This window comes from Kribbella sp. NPDC104740 (assembly GCF_055583505.1).
Genome location: NZ_JBVJNV010000012.1, coordinates 68512 through 84295 on the forward strand (window position 1 = coordinate 68512; position 15784 = coordinate 84295).

29 protein-coding genes are annotated in these 15784 nt (G+C 67.5%); 28 read left to right on the plus strand and 1 reads right to left on the minus strand.

The window, feature by feature from the left end:
* Window positions 1-4: 4 nt before the first annotated feature.
* The 21 genes from rpsS (at window position 5) to ACZ6Z4_RS38315 (ending at window position 11243) form a co-directional block, all read left to right on the plus strand.
* Window positions 5-286 carry a 30S ribosomal protein S19 gene (rpsS, locus tag ACZ6Z4_RS38215; RefSeq protein WP_363677079.1) on the plus strand — a complete coding sequence of 94 codons (282 nt, stop codon included), beginning with the start codon at window positions 5-7 and terminating at the stop codon, window positions 284-286.
* 50 nt (window positions 287-336) lie between these two features.
* Entirely contained in the window at window positions 337-798 is a 462-nt protein-coding gene (gene rplV, locus ACZ6Z4_RS38220; protein ID WP_363677078.1) for a 50S ribosomal protein L22, read from the plus strand.
* Window positions 798-1631, plus strand: coding sequence for a 30S ribosomal protein S3 (rpsC, locus tag ACZ6Z4_RS38225; protein WP_465577215.1), 834 nt, complete (start codon window positions 798-800; stop codon window positions 1629-1631). The genes rplV and rpsC overlap by 1 nt, the downstream gene beginning before the upstream one ends.
* A 3-nt stretch (window positions 1632-1634) precedes the next feature.
* Window positions 1635-2054, plus strand: a complete 420-nt coding sequence (gene rplP, locus ACZ6Z4_RS38230) for a 50S ribosomal protein L16 (protein WP_363677076.1) — start codon at window positions 1635-1637, stop codon at window positions 2052-2054.
* Window positions 2054-2350, plus strand: a complete 297-nt coding sequence (gene rpmC / locus ACZ6Z4_RS38235) for a 50S ribosomal protein L29 (RefSeq protein WP_363677075.1) — start codon at window positions 2054-2056, stop codon at window positions 2348-2350. Before rplP ends, rpmC begins: the two co-directional genes overlap by 1 nt.
* Window positions 2347-2643: a 30S ribosomal protein S17 gene (gene rpsQ, locus ACZ6Z4_RS38240; protein ID WP_363677073.1), complete on the plus strand. Its 297-nt coding sequence runs from the start codon at window positions 2347-2349 to the stop codon at window positions 2641-2643. The genes rpmC and rpsQ overlap by 4 nt, the downstream gene beginning before the upstream one ends.
* Before the next feature lie 106 nt (window positions 2644-2749).
* Window positions 2750-3118: a 50S ribosomal protein L14 gene (rplN, locus tag ACZ6Z4_RS38245; RefSeq protein WP_077019238.1), complete on the plus strand. Its 369-nt coding sequence runs from the start codon at window positions 2750-2752 to the stop codon at window positions 3116-3118.
* A 1-nt stretch (window position 3119) separates the two neighbouring features.
* Window positions 3120-3515, plus strand: a complete 396-nt coding sequence (rplX, locus tag ACZ6Z4_RS38250) for a 50S ribosomal protein L24 (RefSeq protein WP_363677072.1) — start codon at window positions 3120-3122, stop codon at window positions 3513-3515.
* Window positions 3515-4087 carry a 50S ribosomal protein L5 gene (rplE, locus tag ACZ6Z4_RS38255; protein WP_363677070.1) on the plus strand — a complete coding sequence of 191 codons (573 nt, stop codon included), beginning with the start codon at window positions 3515-3517 and terminating at the stop codon, window positions 4085-4087. The genes rplX and rplE overlap by 1 nt, the downstream gene beginning before the upstream one ends.
* A gap of 1 nt (window position 4088) precedes the next feature.
* The gene (locus tag ACZ6Z4_RS38260; protein ID WP_012923674.1) at window positions 4089-4274 is read left to right on the plus strand and encodes a type Z 30S ribosomal protein S14; all 186 of its coding nucleotides are present in this window, start codon (window positions 4089-4091) and stop codon (window positions 4272-4274) included.
* 94 nt (window positions 4275-4368) lie between these two features.
* The gene (rpsH, locus tag ACZ6Z4_RS38265; protein ID WP_077019240.1) at window positions 4369-4776 is read left to right on the plus strand and encodes a 30S ribosomal protein S8; all 408 of its coding nucleotides are present in this window, start codon (window positions 4369-4371) and stop codon (window positions 4774-4776) included.
* A gap of 27 nt (window positions 4777-4803) precedes the next feature.
* Window positions 4804-5346 (plus strand): 50S ribosomal protein L6, encoded by a 543-nt coding sequence (rplF, locus tag ACZ6Z4_RS38270; RefSeq protein ID WP_465577223.1) that lies wholly within the window; start codon window positions 4804-4806, stop codon window positions 5344-5346.
* Window positions 5346-5729: a 50S ribosomal protein L18 gene (rplR, locus tag ACZ6Z4_RS38275; RefSeq protein WP_465577225.1), complete on the plus strand. Its 384-nt coding sequence runs from the start codon at window positions 5346-5348 to the stop codon at window positions 5727-5729. The genes rplF and rplR overlap by 1 nt, the downstream gene beginning before the upstream one ends.
* A gap of 31 nt (window positions 5730-5760) precedes the next feature.
* Complete coding sequence (rpsE, locus tag ACZ6Z4_RS38280) at window positions 5761-6360, plus strand: 30S ribosomal protein S5 (RefSeq protein ID WP_077019243.1); 600 nt, start codon at window positions 5761-5763, stop codon at window positions 6358-6360.
* Window positions 6360-6542: a 50S ribosomal protein L30 gene (gene rpmD / locus ACZ6Z4_RS38285; protein ID WP_363677066.1), complete on the plus strand. Its 183-nt coding sequence runs from the start codon at window positions 6360-6362 to the stop codon at window positions 6540-6542. Before rpsE ends, rpmD begins: the two co-directional genes overlap by 1 nt.
* Window position 6543: 1 nt before the next feature.
* Window positions 6544-6984, plus strand: coding sequence for a 50S ribosomal protein L15 (rplO, locus tag ACZ6Z4_RS38290; RefSeq protein WP_363677064.1), 441 nt, complete (start codon window positions 6544-6546; stop codon window positions 6982-6984).
* 132 nt (window positions 6985-7116) lie between these two features.
* Entirely contained in the window at window positions 7117-8418 is a 1302-nt protein-coding gene (secY, locus tag ACZ6Z4_RS38295; protein ID WP_363677062.1) for a preprotein translocase subunit SecY, read from the plus strand.
* Window positions 8418-8990 carry an adenylate kinase gene (locus ACZ6Z4_RS38300; RefSeq protein WP_363677061.1) on the plus strand — a complete coding sequence of 191 codons (573 nt, stop codon included), beginning with the start codon at window positions 8418-8420 and terminating at the stop codon, window positions 8988-8990. Before secY ends, ACZ6Z4_RS38300 begins: the two co-directional genes overlap by 1 nt.
* A 75-nt stretch (window positions 8991-9065) precedes the next feature.
* Window positions 9066-9890: a type I methionyl aminopeptidase gene (gene map, locus ACZ6Z4_RS38305; RefSeq protein WP_363677059.1), complete on the plus strand. Its 825-nt coding sequence runs from the start codon at window positions 9066-9068 to the stop codon at window positions 9888-9890.
* Between the two features lie 100 nt (window positions 9891-9990).
* Window positions 9991-10446 (plus strand): DUF1707 SHOCT-like domain-containing protein, encoded by a 456-nt coding sequence (locus ACZ6Z4_RS38310; protein WP_465577253.1) that lies wholly within the window; start codon window positions 9991-9993, stop codon window positions 10444-10446.
* A complete protein-coding gene (locus ACZ6Z4_RS38315; protein WP_465577259.1) occupies window positions 10443-11243 on the plus strand; it encodes a hypothetical protein in 801 nt (266 codons plus the stop codon). Before ACZ6Z4_RS38310 ends, ACZ6Z4_RS38315 begins: the two co-directional genes overlap by 4 nt.
* Here ACZ6Z4_RS38315 and ACZ6Z4_RS38320 read toward each other — a convergent pair.
* The gene (locus ACZ6Z4_RS38320; RefSeq protein WP_465577262.1) at window positions 11227-12078 is read right to left on the minus strand and encodes an NAD(P)-dependent oxidoreductase; all 852 of its coding nucleotides are present in this window, start codon (window positions 12076-12078) and stop codon (window positions 11227-11229) included. The two genes, ACZ6Z4_RS38315 and ACZ6Z4_RS38320, sit on opposite strands and share 17 nt — an antisense overlap.
* A gap of 76 nt (window positions 12079-12154) precedes the next feature.
* Here ACZ6Z4_RS38320 and ACZ6Z4_RS38325 point away from each other — a divergent pair, with 76 nt between their 5' ends.
* From ACZ6Z4_RS38325 to ACZ6Z4_RS38355, 7 genes are all read left to right on the plus strand, one after another.
* Entirely contained in the window at window positions 12155-12481 is a 327-nt protein-coding gene (locus ACZ6Z4_RS38325; protein ID WP_465577266.1) for a winged helix-turn-helix transcriptional regulator, read from the plus strand.
* 147 nt (window positions 12482-12628) lie between these two features.
* Window positions 12629-12850 carry a translation initiation factor IF-1 gene (gene infA, locus ACZ6Z4_RS38330; protein ID WP_012923661.1) on the plus strand — a complete coding sequence of 74 codons (222 nt, stop codon included), beginning with the start codon at window positions 12629-12631 and terminating at the stop codon, window positions 12848-12850.
* Between the two features lie 30 nt (window positions 12851-12880).
* Window positions 12881-12994 carry a 50S ribosomal protein L36 gene (gene rpmJ, locus ACZ6Z4_RS38335; RefSeq protein WP_008361054.1) on the plus strand — a complete coding sequence of 38 codons (114 nt, stop codon included), beginning with the start codon at window positions 12881-12883 and terminating at the stop codon, window positions 12992-12994.
* Window positions 12995-13178: 184 nt separating this feature from the next.
* Window positions 13179-13550: a 30S ribosomal protein S13 gene (gene rpsM, locus ACZ6Z4_RS38340; protein ID WP_184798729.1), complete on the plus strand. Its 372-nt coding sequence runs from the start codon at window positions 13179-13181 to the stop codon at window positions 13548-13550.
* A 35-nt stretch (window positions 13551-13585) separates the two neighbouring features.
* Window positions 13586-13993: a 30S ribosomal protein S11 gene (rpsK, locus tag ACZ6Z4_RS38345; RefSeq protein ID WP_012923659.1), complete on the plus strand. Its 408-nt coding sequence runs from the start codon at window positions 13586-13588 to the stop codon at window positions 13991-13993.
* A 24-nt stretch (window positions 13994-14017) separates the two neighbouring features.
* A complete protein-coding gene (gene rpsD, locus ACZ6Z4_RS38350; protein WP_344181506.1) occupies window positions 14018-14626 on the plus strand; it encodes a 30S ribosomal protein S4 in 609 nt (202 codons plus the stop codon).
* Window positions 14627-14729: 103 nt separating this feature from the next.
* On the plus strand, window positions 14730-15755 hold the full coding sequence (locus ACZ6Z4_RS38355) for a DNA-directed RNA polymerase subunit alpha (RefSeq protein ID WP_012923657.1): 1026 nt from the start codon (window positions 14730-14732) through the stop codon (window positions 15753-15755).
* The last annotated feature ends 29 nt before the right edge of the window (window positions 15756-15784 follow it).

Genomic DNA, 15784 nt, shown 5'->3' on the forward strand with positions numbered 1-15784 from the left:
AGAGATGCCACGCAGCCTCAAGAAGGGCCCGTTCGTCGACCACCACCTGATGAAGAAGGTGGAGGTGCAGAACGAGAAGGGCACCAAGAACGTGATCAAGACCTGGTCCCGCCGGTCGATGATCATTCCCGACATGATCGGCCACACGCTCGCGGTGCACGACGGCCGCAAGCACGTGCCCGTGTTCGTGACGGACGCGATGGTCGGGCACAAGCTCGGCGAGTTCGCCCCGACCCGCACGTTCAAGGGTCACGAGAAGGACGACCGGAAGTCACGGCGTCGCTGACCTCGGTCAGTCGATGACGCGAAAGCAACCTACGGAGAGATTCGAACATCATGAGCGTTCAAGAGCGTAGGGCCGTCAGTGCCCGTCGCGAGAGCCTGCTGGGCGACGAGCCCGGGGCCTTCGCGGTCGCGCGCTTCGTCCGCGTGACGCCGATGAAGGCGCGTCGCGTGGTGGACCTGGTGCGCGGGATGGGTATCGACGATGCCCTCGCCACTCTGAAGTTCGCCCCGCAGGCCGCTGCCGCGACCGTGTACAAGGTCGTCGACAGCGCCGCGGCGAACGCCGAGGGCACCGAGCACCTGAGCCGCGCCGACCTGGTCGTGGTGAAGGCCTTCGTGGACGAGGGTCCGACGCTGAAGCGTCACCGCCCCCGTGCACAGGGCCGGGCCACCCGGATCGACAAGCGGACCAGCCACATCACCGTGGTCGTGGGCCCGCGCGCCGACGAGGAGCAGCCCGCCAAGAAGGCCGAAGGCAAGAAGGCCGCTGAGAAGAAGGGCAGGACCCGCTAGTGGGCCAGAAGGTAAACCCGCACGGGTTCCGCCTCGGTATCAGCACGGACCACAAGAGCCGCTGGTACGCCGACAAGCTGTACAAGGACTACGTCGGCGAGGACGTCAAGATCCGCCGTCTGCTGAGCAAGGGCATGGAGCGCGCCGGCATCTCCCGCGTGGAGATCGAGCGCACCCGTGACCGCGTTCGGGTCGACATCCACACCGCCCGTCCGGGCATCGTGATCGGTCGCCGCGGCGCCGAGGCGGACCGGATCCGGGGCAGCCTCGAGGAGCTCACCGGCAAGCAGGTGCAGCTGAACATCCTCGAGGTCAAGAACTCCGAGGTCGACGCCCAGCTGGTCGCGCAGGGCGTGGCCGAGCAGCTGTCCGGCCGCGTGGCGTTCCGCCGCGCGATGCGCAAGGCGATGCAGACCACCATGCGTGGCGGCGCCCTGGGCATCCGGATCCAGTGCTCCGGCCGGCTCGGTGGCGCCGAGATGTCGCGGTCGGAGTTCTACCGCGAGGGTCGGGTGCCGCTGCACACGCTGCGCGCCGACGTCGACTACGGCTTCTACGAGGCCCGCACGACCTTCGGCCGGATCGGCGTGAAGGTCTGGATCTACAAGGGCGACGTGTCCGGCTCCCGCGCCGAGCGCGAGGCCCAGGCCGCGGCCCGTGCCGCCAACCAGCAGCGTCGTCCGGCTCGCCGTGACGACCGCGGTGGTCGCGGTGGCGAGCGGGGCGGCCGTCGTGACGACCGTCGCGACAACCGCAACGAGGCCCCGAAGGCCGACGCCACGACGGCCCCGGCCGCCGAGAAGCCGGCCGAGACGACCGGAACGGAGAGCTGAACCGTGCTCATCCCCCGTAAGGTCAAGCACCGCAAGCAGCACCACCCGAAGCGCTCCGGCGCTGCCAAGGGCGGCACCACGCTGGCCTTCGGTGACTTCGGCATCCAGGCCCTGGAGAGCCACTACGTCACCAACCGGCAGATCGAGTCGGCGCGTATCGCGATGACCCGGCACATCAAGCGTGGCGGAAAGGTCTGGATCAACATCTACCCGGACCGCCCGCTGACCAAGAAGCCTGCCGAGACCCGGATGGGTTCCGGTAAGGGTTCGCCGGAGTGGTGGATCGCCAACGTCAAGTCGGGCCGCGTGATGTTCGAGCTGTCCGGTGTCGACGAGAACACGGCTCGCGAGGCGATGCGCCGCGCGATCCACAAGTTGCCGATGAAGTGCCGCTTCATCTCCCGAGAGGCAGGTGAGAACTGATGGCTACCCTGACCGCCGCCGAGCTGCGGAACCTGGGCAAGGACGAGCTGCTGAGCAAGCTCGGTGAAGCCAAGGAGGAGCTGTTCAACCTCCGGTTCCAGGCTGCCACGGGTCAGCTGGAGTCCCACGGCCGGCTGCGCGCCGTCCGTAAGGACATCGCCCGCATCTACACGGTGCTGACCGAGCGTGCGCTCGGCATCACCGAAGAGGTGGACGCTCCGGTCGCCGCCACCGACGCCGAAACTGAGGCCGACGAGACGGCAGACGACAGCGAGAAGGCTGGGAGCAAGGCATGACCGAGAACACTGCGAAGGACGAGACCGTGGGCACGACCGAGGCGCGAGGCCGCCGCAAGACCCGTGAGGGTCTGGTGCTGAGCGACAAGATGGACAAGACCGTCACCGTCGAGGTCGAGGACCGGGTCAAGCACAAGCTGTACGGCAAGGTCATCCGCCGCACCAGCAAGCTCAAGGCGCACGACGAGCAGAACGCCGCCGGCATCGGCGACCGCGTCCTCCTGATGGAGACCCGGCCGCTGTCGGCCACCAAGCGGTGGCGCATCGTCGAGATCCTCGAGAAGGCCAAGTAATCCAGGCCTCGAGGTCACGGCAACGCCCAGCTGTACCCAATCGAAATCATTCGTTCCGCAAGGCTCACCGCGGTGAGAACCAGCGAGACAACCAGGAGATCAACAGATGATCCAGCAGGAGTCGCGACTGAAGGTCGCCGACAACACGGGTGCGAAGGAAATTCTTTGCATCCGCGTGCTCGGTGGCTCCGGTCGGCGCTACGCCGGTGTCGGGGACACGATCGTCGCCACCGTCAAGGACGCGATCCCGGGTGGTGGCGTGAAGAAGGGTGACGTCGTCAAGGCTGTCATCGTGCGGACCGTGAAGGAGCGCCGGCGTCCGGACGGCTCCTACATCCGCTTCGACGAGAACGCCGCCGTCATCCTCAAGGCCGACGGTGAGCCGCGTGGCACCCGTATCTTCGGGCCGGTCGGCCGGGAGCTGCGCGAGAAGCGCTTCATGAAGATCATCTCGCTCGCTCCGGAGGTGCTCTGACATGGCAGACAAGGCGCAGCGCAAGCTGCACGTGAAGAAGGGTGACCTCGTCCGCGTGGTCACCGGCAAGTCCAAGGGACTCGAGGGCAAGATCATCTCGGTCCAGCCCGACGCCGAGCTCGTCATCGTCGAGGGCGTGAACCGGGTCAAGAAGCACACGAAGGTGCAGCAGGCCCAGCGCGGCGGCACCACGGGTGGCATCGTCACCCAGGAGGCCCCGATCCACGTCTCCAACGTGATGCTCCTGGTCGAGGTCGACAAGGACGGCAAGAAGCAGAAGGTGACCACCCGCGTCGGGTACAACCGCGTCGAGGTGCAGAAGCGGCGCCCGGACGGTTCGACGTACACCGGTTTCCGGAGCGTCCGGATCGCTCGGCGTACCGGCGAGGAGATCTGATGACCACCGCAGTGACCGAGGCGAAGGTCCAGCCCCGGATGAAGACCAAGTACCGCGAAGAGATCGTCGGCAAGCTGCAGGAGCAGTTCCAGTTCGAGAACGTCATGCAGGTGCCCGGCCTGGTCAAGATCGTGGTCAACATGGGTGTCGGCGAGGCGGCTCGGGACTCCAAGCTGATCGACGGCGCGATCAAGGACCTGGCCGCGATCACCGGCCAGAAGCCGCAGGTCACCAAGGCCCGCAAGTCGATCGCGCAGTTCAAGCTGCGCGAGGGGATGCCGATCGGCGCCCACGTGACGCTGCGCGGCGACCGGATGTGGGAGTTCCTGGACCGGCTGCTGGCGCTCGCGCTGCCCCGGATCCGCGACTTCCGCGGCCTGTCCGCGAAGCAGTTCGACGGCAACGGGAACTACACCTTCGGTCTGACCGAGCAGGTCATGTTCCACGAGATCAACCAGGACCGGATCGACCGGGTCCGGGGCATGGACATCACCGTGGTGACCAGCGCCAAGAACGACGACGAGGGGCGCGCGCTGCTGCGGCAGCTCGGCTTCCCGTTCAAGGAGAACTGACGTGGCGAAGACAGCACTCAAGGTCAAGCAGGCCCGGAAGCCGAAGTTCGCGGTGCGTGGCTACACGCGCTGCCAGCGCTGCGGCCGGCCGAAGGCGGTCTTCCGCAAGTTCGGCCTGTGCCGGATCTGCCTGCGGGAGATGGCGCACCGGGGCGAGCTGCCCGGCGTGACCAAGTCCAGCTGGTGACCGAGCTCTTCAGCACCGAACTCTTCTCCACCCACCATCTAGTCACCGTAGGTCGCCGAGCGGCGAAACCACGGCGGGAAAGAGGCCCCAGGCCATGACGATGACCGACCCGATCGCAGACATGCTGACGCGTCTGCGCAACGCCAACCAGGCGTACCACGAGTCGACCTCGATGCCGTACAGCAAGATCAAGCAGGGCATCGCCGACATCCTGCAGCAGGAGGGTTACATCTCCTCCTACCAGGTCGAGGAGCCCAAGGAGGGCACCGTCGGCAAGACCCTGATCGTCGACCTGAAGTTCGGGCCGAGCCGGGAGCGCTCCATCGCGGGCGTGCGCCGGATCAGCAAGCCGGGACTGCGGGTCTACGCGAAGTCGACCAACCTGCCGAAGGTGCTGGGAGGCCTGGGCGTCGCGATCATCTCGACGTCGCAGGGTCTTCTGACCGACCGGCAGGCCAAGAACAAGGGCGTTGGCGGGGAAGTCCTCGCCTACGTCTGGTGACGAAGAACCGGAAGGAGGACCACATTCATGTCTCGCATCGGTAAGCTCCCGATCTCGGTCCCGTCCGGCGTCGACGTCACGATCGACGGCCAGACGGTCACCGTCAAGGGTCCCAAGGGTCAGCTCTCGCACGTCGTGGCTGAGCCCATCGTGGTCAACCGGGACGAGGACGGCACCATAGCCGTCGCGCGTCCGGACGACCAGCGCAAGAGCAAGGAACTGCACGGCCTGTCCCGCACCCTGATCGCCAACCTGGTGACCGGCGTGACGGACGGCTACGAGAAGAAGCTCGAGATCGTCGGCGTCGGGTACCGCGTCCTGGCCAAGGGACCGACCCAGCTGGAGTTCTCGCTCGGCTACAGCCACACGATCACGGTGGACGCGCCCGACGGCATCACCTTCGCCGTCGAGACGCCGACCAAGTTCTCGGTGCAGGGAATCGACAAGCAGTCCGTCGGTGAGGTCGCCGCGAACATCCGCAAGCTGCGCAAGCCCGAGCCGTACAAGGGCAAGGGCGTGCGGTACGCCGGCGAGCAGGTCCGCCGCAAGGTCGGAAAGGCTGGTAAGTAATGGCGATCGGTTTGCGGCACAACAAGCACGCCGCCAAGAAGACCGCGTCGCGGCTGCGTCGTCAGATCCGCGTGCGCAAGAAGATCAACGGCACGGCCGAGCGCCCGCGCCTGGTGGTCAGCAAGTCCTCGAAGCACCTGTTCGCTCAGGTCATCGACGACGTCGCCGGTGTGACGCTGGTGTCGGCCTCCACGATGGAGTCCGACCTGCGCGGCGCCGAGGCGAACAAGACCGACAAGGCCAAGACGGTCGGCGGCCTGCTGGCCGACCGCGCCAAGGCGGCCGGGATCGACTCGGTCGTGTTCGACCGGGCCGGGAACAAGTACCACGGCCGCATCGCGGCACTGGCCGACGGTGCCCGCGAGGGCGGGCTCGGCTTCTGATGACGGCGACAAGGGAAGAAGGTAGTTCGAAATGAGCGGAGGCCAGCAGCGTCGCGGAGGCGGCGCCGGTGGTGAGCGCCGTGGCCGCGACGGTGGTCGCGGTCAGGCAGCTGACAAGACCGCCTACATCGAGCGCGTGGTAGCCATCAACCGGGTCGCCAAGGTCGTGAAGGGTGGTCGTCGCTTCAGCTTCACCGCCCTCGTGGTCGTCGGCGACGGTGAAGGCACCGTCGGTGTGGGATACGGCAAGGCCAAGGAGGTGCCCGCGGCGATCGCCAAGGGTGTCGAGGAGGCCAAGAAGGCGTTCTTCAAGGTCCCGAGGATCCAGGGCACCATCCCGCACCCGGTGCAGGGTGAGAAGGCTGCCGGCGTGGTCATGCTGCGCCCGGCCGCTCCTGGTACCGGTGTGATCGCGGGTGGCTCGGCGCGCGCCGTGCTGGAGTGCGCGGGCATCCACGACATCCTCAGCAAGTCGCTGGGTTCGTCCAACGCCATCAACGTGGTTCACGCCACCGTCGAGGCGCTGCGCAGCCTGGAGACCCCGGAAGCCGTGGCCGCGCGCCGTGGCCTGCCGGTCGAGCACGTCGCTCCGGCGGCTCTGCTGAAGGCGCGGGCGGAGGTCGCATCCTGATGGCACGCCTGAAGGTGACCCAGACCAAGTCCGGCATCGGTGGCAAGCAGAACCAGCGCGACACGCTGCGCACCCTGGGCGTCAAGCGGATCGGCGACACCGCCGTCCACGAGGACAAGCCCGAGGTCCGCGGTATGGTGCGCGCGGTTCGCCACCTCATCACCGTCGAAGAGGTTGACTGACATGGCGCTCAAGGTTCATCACCTGCGTCCGGCGCCCGGAGCCAAGACCGCCAAGACCCGCGTGGGTCGCGGTGAGGGCAGCAAGGGCAAGACGGCCGGCCGCGGTACCAAGGGCAGCAAGGCCCGTAACAACATCCCCGAGTGGTTCGAGGGTGGCCAGATGCCGCTGCACATGCGGCTGCCGAAGCTCAAGGGCTTCAAGAGCAGGAACCGAGTCGAGTTCCAGGTCGTTAACCTGGACAAGCTCGGAACGCTGTTCCCCGAGGGCGGTGAGGTCGGTGTGGCCGAGCTCGTCGCGAAGGGCGCGGTCCGGGGTGGTCAGCCGGTGAAGGTGCTGGGTGACGGCGAACTGACCGTGGCACTGCAGGTTTCGGTGCACAAGTTCTCCAAGACCGCCAAGGAGAAGATCGCGGCGGCCGGGGGAACCACCACCGAGGTGTGAGTGCCAGGGCTCGTCCGGCTGTAGCGCTGATATTGTGCGCTGGTCGTCGGACGAGCCCTGGTTCGTCTCTTGCCCAGCTGCTTTGCTAGGCCCCTGCCCTGACCGGGCACGGGAAACTTGTGGGAGGACAGGGTGTTAGGCGCCTTTGCCAACGCGTTCAAGACTCCGGACCTGCGCCGGAAGATCTTGTTCGTGCTCTTCATCGTCGTGATCTTCCGAATCGGTTCGGTCGTGCCGGCGCCCGGTGTCAACGTCAAGGCACTGGACATCTGCCTGCAGGCGTCGAAGACGGGCGAGAACGCGAATCTGTACAACCTGATCAACCTGTTCTCCGGCGGTGCCCTGCTGCAGCTCGCGATCTTCGCGCTGGGCATCATGCCGTACATCACCGCCAGCATCATCCTGCAGCTGCTCACCGTGGTGATCCCGCGGCTGGAGTCGCTGAAGAAGGAGGGCCAGGCGGGGCAGGGCAAGATCACCCAGTACACCCGGTTCCTGACCGTCGGCCTGGCGATCCTGCAGGCGACCGCGTTCGTCGCGCTCGCCCGGACCCCCGGCCGGCTGTTCAACGGCTGCAACGAGCAGCTGCTGCACAGCGACAAGTGGTTCCCGGTCGTCGTCATGGTGCTGACCATGACCGCCGGTACCGGTGTGGTGATGTGGCTCGGTGAGCTGATCACCGACCGCGGCGTCGGCAACGGCATGTCGATCCTGATCTTCACCCAGATCGTCGCCACCTTCCCGACCCAGCTCTGGGCGATCCGCAAGAGCCACGGCGTCGCGACCTTCCTGGCCGTGCTGGCCGTCGGTCTGGTCATCATGGCCGCGGTCATCTTCATCGAGCAGGCGCAGCGCCGGATCCCGGTGCAGTACGCCAAGCGGATGGTCGGCCGGAAGATGTTCGGCGGCACCTCGACGTACATCCCGCTGAAGGTGAACCAGGCCGGGGTCATCCCGGTGATCTTCGCCTCCAGCCTGCTCTACCTGCCCGTGCTGGTCAGCCAGTTCCGGCAGGACGAGAAGTGGGCGCAGTGGATCCAGGGCAACCTGGTCAAGGGCGACCATCCCATCTACATGGTGACGTACGTCGCGCTTATTATCTTTTTCACGTACTTCTACGTCTCGATTACCTTCAACCCGAAGGAAGTTGCTGACAACATGAAGAAGTACGGCGGCTTCATCCCCGGGATCCGGGCGGGGCGGCCGACCGAGGAGTACCTCTCCTACGTTCTGTCCCGCATCACGCTGCCCGGCGCGATCTACCTGGCGATCATCTCGATGATCCCGCTGATCGCACTGGTGCTCTTGAACGCCAGCCAGAGCTTCCCGTTCGGTGGTACGTCGATCCTGATCATGGTCGGCGTCGGACTGGACACGGTGAAGCAGATCGAGAGTCAGCTGCAGCAGCGTAACTACGAAGGGTTCCTGCGCTGATGAGAATGTTGCTGATGGGTCCGCCCGGGGCGGGCAAGGGCACGCAGGCAAAGGTGCTTGCGGAGCGTCTGAACATCCCGGCCGTGTCCACCGGCGACATCTTCCGGCAGAACGTGAAGGACGAGACGGAGCTGGGTCTCGAGGCGAAGCGGTACATGGACGCGGGCAACTACGTCCCCGACGAGGTCACGAACGCAATGGTGCGGGACCGGCTGTCCGAGGCGGACGCCGGCGCGGGCTTCCTCCTGGACGGGTACCCCCGGACGCTGCCGCAGGTCGGCACGCTCGACGACATCCTGGCCGAGCACGGCCACAAGCTGGACGCGGTGGTGGCGCTGGTCGCCGACACCGACGTACTGGTGGACCGGATGCTCAAGCGGGCCAAGACCGACGGCCGCTCGGACGACTCCGAGGAGGTCGTCCGGCACCGCCAGGACGTCTACACCGCCGAGACCAAGCCGCTGCTGCAGGTGTACGCGCAGCGCGGTCTGCTGGTCGAGGTGGACGGCGTCGGCGAGATCGACGAGGTCAGCGAGCGCGTGCTGGCCGCCCTGAAGTCGATCAGCGAATGATTTCCGGGTCCGCCCGGCGACAGCTCTGTCGCCGGGCGGACCTTTTTGCTGCACACGAGGCGGAGTACGGAGCGAATGATCTTCAAGGACCGCGGCATCGAGATCAAGACCCGCGAACAGATCCTGGCCATGCGCAAGGCCGGCCTGGTGGTCGGCCGGACGCTGGAGCTGCTCCGGGCCGCGGTGAAGCCCGGGATCACCACCGGTGAGCTGGACGCGATCGCCGAGGACCACATCCGTTCCTCCGGCGCGACGCCGTCGTTCCTGGGTTACCACGGCTTCACCGGCTCGATCTGCGCCTCGGTGAACGACGAGATCGTGCACGGCATCCCCGGTGACCGGGTGCTCGCCGACGGCGACCTGATCTCGATCGACTGCGGCGCGATCGTCGACGGCTGGCACGGCGACGCGGCGATCTCGGTCGGCGTCGGTACGGCGTCCGAGGAGCTGCTCGAGCTGGCCCGGATCTGCGAGGAGTCGATGTGGCGCGGTTTCGCCGCCGCCAAGCTCGGCGGCCGGCTGACCGACATCTCGGCCGCGGTCGAGGCGCACGTGCGCACCAACTCGTCGTACGGGATCGTCGAGGACTTCGTCGGGCACGGGATCGGGTCGGCGATGCACCAGCCGCCGAACGTGCCGAACTACGGCAAGGCCGGCAAGGGCCCGAAGCTGGTCGAGGGTCTGGCGCTGGCGGTCGAGCCGATGCTCACGCTGGGCAAGCAGGACAACCACACCCTCGAGGACGACTGGACCGTGGTCACCGACGACGGCACCGCGGCCGCGCACACCGAGCACACCTTCACGCTGACCCCGCAGGGCCCGTGGGTGCTGACCGCGCTCGACGGCGGCGAGACCGAGCTGGCCAAGCTCGGCGTGAAGTTCGGCCCGCTGGCCGACTGAGCTGCGCACCCGGGCAGACTTCGGGGCAGCCGTCCGGTGGACGCGCGGGTCAACCCATCGGGGGACGCCGCGCGGTCCCGCGCTGAGGCACACTGGGGGCATGCCCAGCTCGTACCAGCCCCACCAGCGCTTCACCGAGGCCGACCGCGACAAGATCGCCGGACGGCTGCGGGACGCCTTCGCGGACGGGCGGCTGGACCAGCCGGAGTTCACCCGGCGGCTCGACGACCTGTACGGCGCGCAGACCTACGGCGAGCTCGAGCCGCTGGTCCGTGACCTGCCGCCGGTGCGCACGTACCAGACGCCCGCGGTGGTCCAGAACGTCCAGCCGGCTCCGGAGCCCGGGACCTTCCCGGAGCGCAAGCCGGACAACCAGCCCCAGCAGCGCAACCTGCAGGGCCTGCTCGGCGGTTTCACCGGCGTAGTGCTGATCAACGTGCTGGTGTGGTTCGTGATCGGTGTCGCCAGCGGCGGTGAATGGCCGCACTTCTGGCCGGTCTGGCTGCTGATCCCGTGGGCCCTGATGGGCATGGGTCACTTCGGAAAGCGTCGGTGAGCGAGACCGGCGCCGAGGGCCCGCGGCTGCGCCCGGACTGGGCGTGGCAGTTGCGACAGGGCTCCGCACTGGTCTACGTGCTGTGGTTCCTGATCGCGATCCCGCTGGTCGTCGTCGGCCTGCTGGTCGAGCCGCGCTGGGTCGGCTGGCTGGTGCTCGCGTGGTTCCTCGTACTCGTCGGGCTGACCGCGGCGTTGCGGATCTCGGAGAACCGCCAGCGCCGGAGCTGGTCGGAGATGGCCCGGCAGCTGGGCTGGCAGGTCAGCGCGGGCGATCCCGACCTGGTCGACCGCTGGCCGTTCCCGCCGTTCGACGTGGACCCGGCCGCCGAGGTGTACGACGTGACGACGGGCCGGCACCGTGGCCGGGAGCTGATCGCCGGCCGCTTCCGGCACAAGGTGCGGCGCCGCCAGCTCGGGTTCGACTTCCTGGATCTGGAGGTCGAACGCCCGCTGCCGCCGATGCAGCTGCTGCCCGAGTCGCTGGCGCCCGTCGCCGCGGCCAGCCTGGTGCCGCTGAAGCTGACGGTCGACGGGCTGCCGGAGAAGTACTGCCTGTTCAACGGCCGCGAGGACCTGGCGCTGGAGGTGCTGCACCGGCGGGCGGTCGACGTACTGGGGCAGGTGCCGCCGTTCGGCTTCAGCTGCGAGGGGCGCCGGTTCGTGGCGATCTTCCCGGCGTACCGGGAGGCGTCGGTGGTGCTGGCGCACCTGGACGCCGCCTGCGACCTGCTCGCGCTGATCCCCGAGCACGTCTGGCAGACCGGCGAGCAGTGGGCGGCTACGCAGCAGTCCTGAGCAGCCGTACGACGACCGCGAGGTCCTCGTCGCCGTGGCCCTCACGGACCGCGCGGGCGAACAGCTCGCCCATCGGCGCGAGAAGTACCGGATCGACGCCCTGGGCGCGGGCCGCGTCGAGCAGGTTGACGAAGCCGGCCGACTGCATCTCCAGGTTGGAGCCGGCAGCGCCCGGCTCGGCGCCGTGCTCGAGGTCCTTGGCCATCTCCGGAACGCTGCTGAGCATCGCGGTCATCCAGGGGACCAGCAGCTCGTCGGTGAAGGCGGTCGGGGAGATCCGCTCGCTGGAGATCAGCGCGAGCGCCTGGGCGGCGCCGGCGAACATGCCGTACATGCCGCTCAGCAGGGCGAGGTCCTGCAGCGCGGCGAGGCCGGGATCGCTGCCGACGTACCGGGGACGGGCCAGGACGGAGAGCGCCTGCTCGTGCTGCTCGAAGGCCGCCTGGGAGCCGCTGTACAGGACGAACGCGTGCGGGCCGCCGATCATCGCGGGGACGGCCATGATGCCGCCGTCGAGGTAGTCACCGCTGTACTGCGTGGCGGCCCGGCGGGCCTGGGCCGGAGTGCCGTTGGTGAGGTTGACCAGCGTGCGGCCGGTGAAGTCGGTGCCGGCGAGAGCCTCCTGGACGGAGGCGTCGTCGAGCAGGCAGGCGACGATCAGCGGGCTCGCGCTGACGGCGTCGGCGACGGTGTTCGCGCGGGTGACGCCGGTGAGGCCGGGCGCGCGGCCCGGGGTGCGGTTCCAGACGGTGGTCGGGTGGCCGGCGGCGGTGAAGGCCTGGGCGAGGGCGGTGCCCATCGCACCGAGGCCGAGAACGGTCACGGGTGTCTTCATGCCCACCAGCCTCACCGGCAAGGTTTATGATCGGCAAGTACCGACTAATTAGTCAGGTACTCACCGAAAGGTAAGTATGAAGCCGTACACCTGTGGTCTGGACGCCGCCGCCGACGTGATCGGTGGCAAGTGGAAGCCGCTCATCCTGTGGGCGCTCAGTCACGGACCGCACCGGTTCGGGGAGCTGCGCAAGGCGATCTCGGGCGTCACCGAGAAGATGCTCATCCAGCAGTTGCGCGAGCTGGAGAGCCGGGGGATCGTGCACCGGGAGGTCTACCGGCAGGTGCCGCCGAAGGTGGAGTACTCGCTGACGCCGCTCGGTGAGACCCTGAACACGGCGCTGGCGCCGCTCGATCAGTGGGGCGCGGAGCACATCGGAGAGCTGGAGTCCACCCGGTGCTGAGGCCCGATTGGGTTTCTCGCCGGTAGGTGGCGTACACTCTTTCCTTGGCTCTTTGTAGCCTCTGGTTGTTATGCCCAACGCTCGTTCCGGGCAGCGCGACCGTGCGGTACCAATCATTCAGTACGTCGTCTACAGAAGTGCGAGGACATGCCCAAAAAAGAGGGAGTCATCGAACTCGAGGGCACCATCGTCGAGGCTTTGCCGAACGCGATGTTCCGTGTTGAGCTGTCCAACGGGCACAAGGTGCTCGCGCACATCAGCGGCAAGATGAGGCAGCACTACATCCGGATCCTCCCCGAGGACCGGGTCGTCGTGGAGCTGTCGCCGTACGACCTCACCCGGGGTCGGATCGTCTACCGGTACAAGTAACCACAGCCACCTGTCGAAGAAAGAAGCTCGATGAAGGTCAATCCGAGCGTCAAGAAGATCTGCGACAAGTGCAAGGTGATCCGCCGCCACGGCCGGGTCATGGTGATCTGCGAGAACCCGCGGCACAAGCAGCGGCAGGGCTGATCCAAGCCCTACCTCGCGACACAGCACTGTCGCACCACAGCGCGCACGCTCGTCCAGCACGGCAACAGGCTGGACGTCGCCCCCGGAACAGAGGCCGGGGCCTTGCCGGTGAAGGAAACATCACCGAGGCGGGCAAGGACGCGGCGCGCCACCACACCTCTGCCGACGAAAGGAACACCGCCACATGGCACGCCTCGTAGGCGTCGACCTCCCGCGCGACAAGCGCATCGAGGTCGCCCTGACCTACATCTTCGGTGTAGGTCGTACTCGCGCCCTGAAGACGCTCGAAGCCACCGGGATCTCCGGTGACAAGCGCGTCCACGAACTGGGCGACGAGGAACTGGTCAAGCTCCGGGACTGGATCGAAGGCAACTACAAGATCGAAGGTGACCTCCGTCGCGAGGTGACCGCGGACATCCGCCGCAAGATCGAGATCGGGTCGTACCAGGGTCGCCGGCACCGCAGCGGCCTGCCGGTGCGTGGTCAGCGCACGCGGACCAACGCCCGTAGCCGGAAGGGTCGCAAGAAGGCGATCGCCGGCAAGAAGAAGAAGTGACCCGGATGACCGTCGACCCCAGGAGCAACTGACTTATGCCTCCCAAGAGCCGCACCGCGGCCGGCGCGAAGAAGGTGCGCCGCAAGGAGAAGAAGAACGTGGCCGCCGGCCACGCGCACATCAAGAGCACGTTCAACAACACGATCGTGACGATCACCGACCCGACCGGCGCGGTCATCTCGTGGGCCTCCGCGGGCACCGTCGGCTTCAAGGGTTCGCGCAAGTCGACCCCGTTCGCCGCGCAGATGGCCGCCGAGGCCGCCGGGCGCCGGGCGATGGAGCACGGCATGCGCAAGATCGACGTGTTCGTGAAGGGTCCCGGCTCCGGCCGTGAGACCGCGATCCGTTCGCTGGGTGCGGTCGGCCTCGAGGTCGGCACCATCCAGGACGTCACCCCGACCGCCCACAACGGCTGCCGCCCTCCCAAGCGGCGCCGGGTCTGATCCCAGGAAAGGTAGGCAGCGAAAATGGCCCGTTACACCGGACCCATGACCAAGAAGTCGCGCCGTCTCGGGGTCGACCTCGTCGGTGGCGACAAGGCGTTCGAGCGTCGTCCGTACCCGCCGGGTATGCACGGCCGCGGCCGTCCCAAGGAGAGCGAGTACCTGCTCCAGCTTCGTGAGAAGCAGAAGGCTCGTTACGCCTACGGCGTGCTCGAGAAGCAGTTCAGCCTGTACTACAAGGAGGCCTCGCGGCGTCCGGGTAAGACCGGTGACAACCTGCTGATCATCCTCGAGTCCCGCCTCGACAACGTCGTGTACCGCGCCGGTCTGGCCCGGACGCGCCGTCAGGCCCGTCAGCTCGTCGTGCACGGTCACTTCACCGTGAACGGCATCAAGGTGAACATCCCGTCGTACCGGGTCGCGGCGCACGACGTCATCGACGTCCGCGCCAAGTCGGCCGAGATGACGCCGTTCATCATCGCCCGCGAGACGCACTCCGAGCGGGTCGTCCCGGCGTGGCTCGAGGCGCTGCCGGAGCGGCTGCGGATCCTCGTGCACCAGCTGCCCACCCGGGCGCAGATCGACACCCAGGTCGCAGAGCACCTGATCGTCGAGCTCTACTCGAAGAACTGATCCGCTTCCCGCCGGCGGCCTCCGGGCCGCCGGCGGGATCGGTCGTTCTTCACCTCGCGGCCTCAAATAGTGGTCGTCGCGAACGAAGAAGGAAGTAGCAACAGTGCTCATCGCACAGCGCCCCACCCTGACCGAAGAGGTCGTCGGCGAGCACCGCTCGCGGTTCGTCATCGAGCCGCTGGAGCCGGGCTTCGGCTACACCCTCGGCAACTCCATCCGCCGCACCCTGCTGTCGTCCATCCCGGGCGCCGCCGTGACCAGCATCAAGGTCGACGGCGTGCTGCACGAGTTCTCGACGGTCGCCGGTGTCAAGGAAGACGCCACCCAGCTGATCCTGAACCTCAAGGACCTGGTCGTCTCCTCCGAGCACGACGAGCCGGTCACCATGTACCTGCGCAAGCAGGGCCCCGGTGACGTCACCGCCGCCGACATCGCGCCGCCGGCCGGTGTCGAGGTGCACAACCCGGACCTGAAGATCGCCACCCTGAACGAGAAGGGCCGGCTCGAGATGGAGCTGGTCGTCGAGCGGGGCCGCGGTTACGTGTCGGCGATCCAGAACAAGTCCGCCGACGCCGAGATCGGCCGGATGCCGGTCGACTCGATCTACTCGCCGGTCCTCAAGGTGACCTACAAGGTCGAGGCGACCCGTGTCGAGCAGCGCACCGACTTCGACCGGCTGGTCGTCGACGTCGAGACCAAGCCGTCGATGCTGCCCCGCGACGCCGTCGCGTCGGCCGGTAAGACCCTGGTCGAGCTGTTCGGCCTGGCCCGTGAGCTGAACGTCGAGGCCGAGGGCATCGACATCGGCCCGTCGCCGGTCGACGAGCAGATGGCCGCCGACCTGGCGCTGCCGGTCGAGGACCTGCAGCTGACCGTCCGGTCCTACAACTGCCTCAAGCGCGAGGGCATCCACACCGTGGGTGAGCTGATCTCGCGCAGCGAGCAGGACCTGCTGGACATCCGCAACTTCGGCTCCAAGTCGATCGACGAGGTCAAGCTGAAGCTGGCCGAGATGGGCCTGTCGCTGAAGGACTCGCCCCCCGGCTTCGACCTGCGCGCCGCTGCCGAGGCCTACGGCGACGACGCCGAGGACGAGGACGAGAGCTTCGCCGAGACCGAGCAGTACTGACCTTTCGAAGGCCACCCGGCCTGTTCCCA

What these genes read in the sequence shown, in the direction of transcription:
- rplE (WP_363677070.1), top strand. Translation starts at nt 3,515, where the DNA reads ATGACCACCGCAGTGACCGAGGCGAAGGTCCAGCCCCGGATGAAGACC.
- ACZ6Z4_RS38300 (WP_363677061.1), top strand. Translation starts at nt 8,418, where the DNA reads ATGAGAATGTTGCTGATGGGTCCGCCCGGGGCGGGCAAGGGCACGCAG.
- rpsM (WP_184798729.1), top strand. Translation starts at nt 13,179, where the DNA reads ATGGCACGCCTCGTAGGCGTCGACCTCCCGCGCGACAAGCGCATCGAG.
- rpsK (WP_012923659.1), top strand. Translation starts at nt 13,586, where the DNA reads ATGCCTCCCAAGAGCCGCACCGCGGCCGGCGCGAAGAAGGTGCGCCGC.
- rplR (WP_465577225.1), top strand. Translation starts at nt 5,346, where the DNA reads ATGGCGATCGGTTTGCGGCACAACAAGCACGCCGCCAAGAAGACCGCG.
- rpsQ (WP_363677073.1), top strand. Translation starts at nt 2,347, where the DNA reads ATGACCGAGAACACTGCGAAGGACGAGACCGTGGGCACGACCGAGGCG.
- map (WP_363677059.1), top strand. Translation starts at nt 9,066, where the DNA reads ATGATCTTCAAGGACCGCGGCATCGAGATCAAGACCCGCGAACAGATC.
- ACZ6Z4_RS38320 (WP_465577262.1), bottom strand. Translation starts at nt 12,078, where the DNA reads ATGAAGACACCCGTGACCGTTCTCGGCCTCGGTGCGATGGGCACCGCC.
- rpmD (WP_363677066.1), top strand. Translation starts at nt 6,360, where the DNA reads ATGGCACGCCTGAAGGTGACCCAGACCAAGTCCGGCATCGGTGGCAAG.
- rplX (WP_363677072.1), top strand. Translation starts at nt 3,120, where the DNA reads ATGGCAGACAAGGCGCAGCGCAAGCTGCACGTGAAGAAGGGTGACCTC.
- rplO (WP_363677064.1), top strand. Translation starts at nt 6,544, where the DNA reads ATGGCGCTCAAGGTTCATCACCTGCGTCCGGCGCCCGGAGCCAAGACC.
- ACZ6Z4_RS38310 (WP_465577253.1), top strand. Translation starts at nt 9,991, where the DNA reads ATGCCCAGCTCGTACCAGCCCCACCAGCGCTTCACCGAGGCCGACCGC.
- ACZ6Z4_RS38325 (WP_465577266.1), top strand. Translation starts at nt 12,155, where the DNA reads ATGAAGCCGTACACCTGTGGTCTGGACGCCGCCGCCGACGTGATCGGT.
- rpsE (WP_077019243.1), top strand. Translation starts at nt 5,761, where the DNA reads ATGAGCGGAGGCCAGCAGCGTCGCGGAGGCGGCGCCGGTGGTGAGCGC.
- rplN (WP_077019238.1), top strand. Translation starts at nt 2,750, where the DNA reads ATGATCCAGCAGGAGTCGCGACTGAAGGTCGCCGACAACACGGGTGCG.
- rpmC (WP_363677075.1), top strand. Translation starts at nt 2,054, where the DNA reads ATGGCTACCCTGACCGCCGCCGAGCTGCGGAACCTGGGCAAGGACGAG.
- infA (WP_012923661.1), top strand. Translation starts at nt 12,629, where the DNA reads ATGCCCAAAAAAGAGGGAGTCATCGAACTCGAGGGCACCATCGTCGAG.
- rpmJ (WP_008361054.1), top strand. Translation starts at nt 12,881, where the DNA reads ATGAAGGTCAATCCGAGCGTCAAGAAGATCTGCGACAAGTGCAAGGTG.
- rplF (WP_465577223.1), top strand. Translation starts at nt 4,804, where the DNA reads ATGTCTCGCATCGGTAAGCTCCCGATCTCGGTCCCGTCCGGCGTCGAC.
- rpsH (WP_077019240.1), top strand. Translation starts at nt 4,369, where the DNA reads ATGACGATGACCGACCCGATCGCAGACATGCTGACGCGTCTGCGCAAC.
- rplV (WP_363677078.1), top strand. Translation starts at nt 337, where the DNA reads ATGAGCGTTCAAGAGCGTAGGGCCGTCAGTGCCCGTCGCGAGAGCCTG.
- rpsS (WP_363677079.1), top strand. Translation starts at nt 5, where the DNA reads ATGCCACGCAGCCTCAAGAAGGGCCCGTTCGTCGACCACCACCTGATG.
- rpsD (WP_344181506.1), top strand. Translation starts at nt 14,018, where the DNA reads ATGGCCCGTTACACCGGACCCATGACCAAGAAGTCGCGCCGTCTCGGG.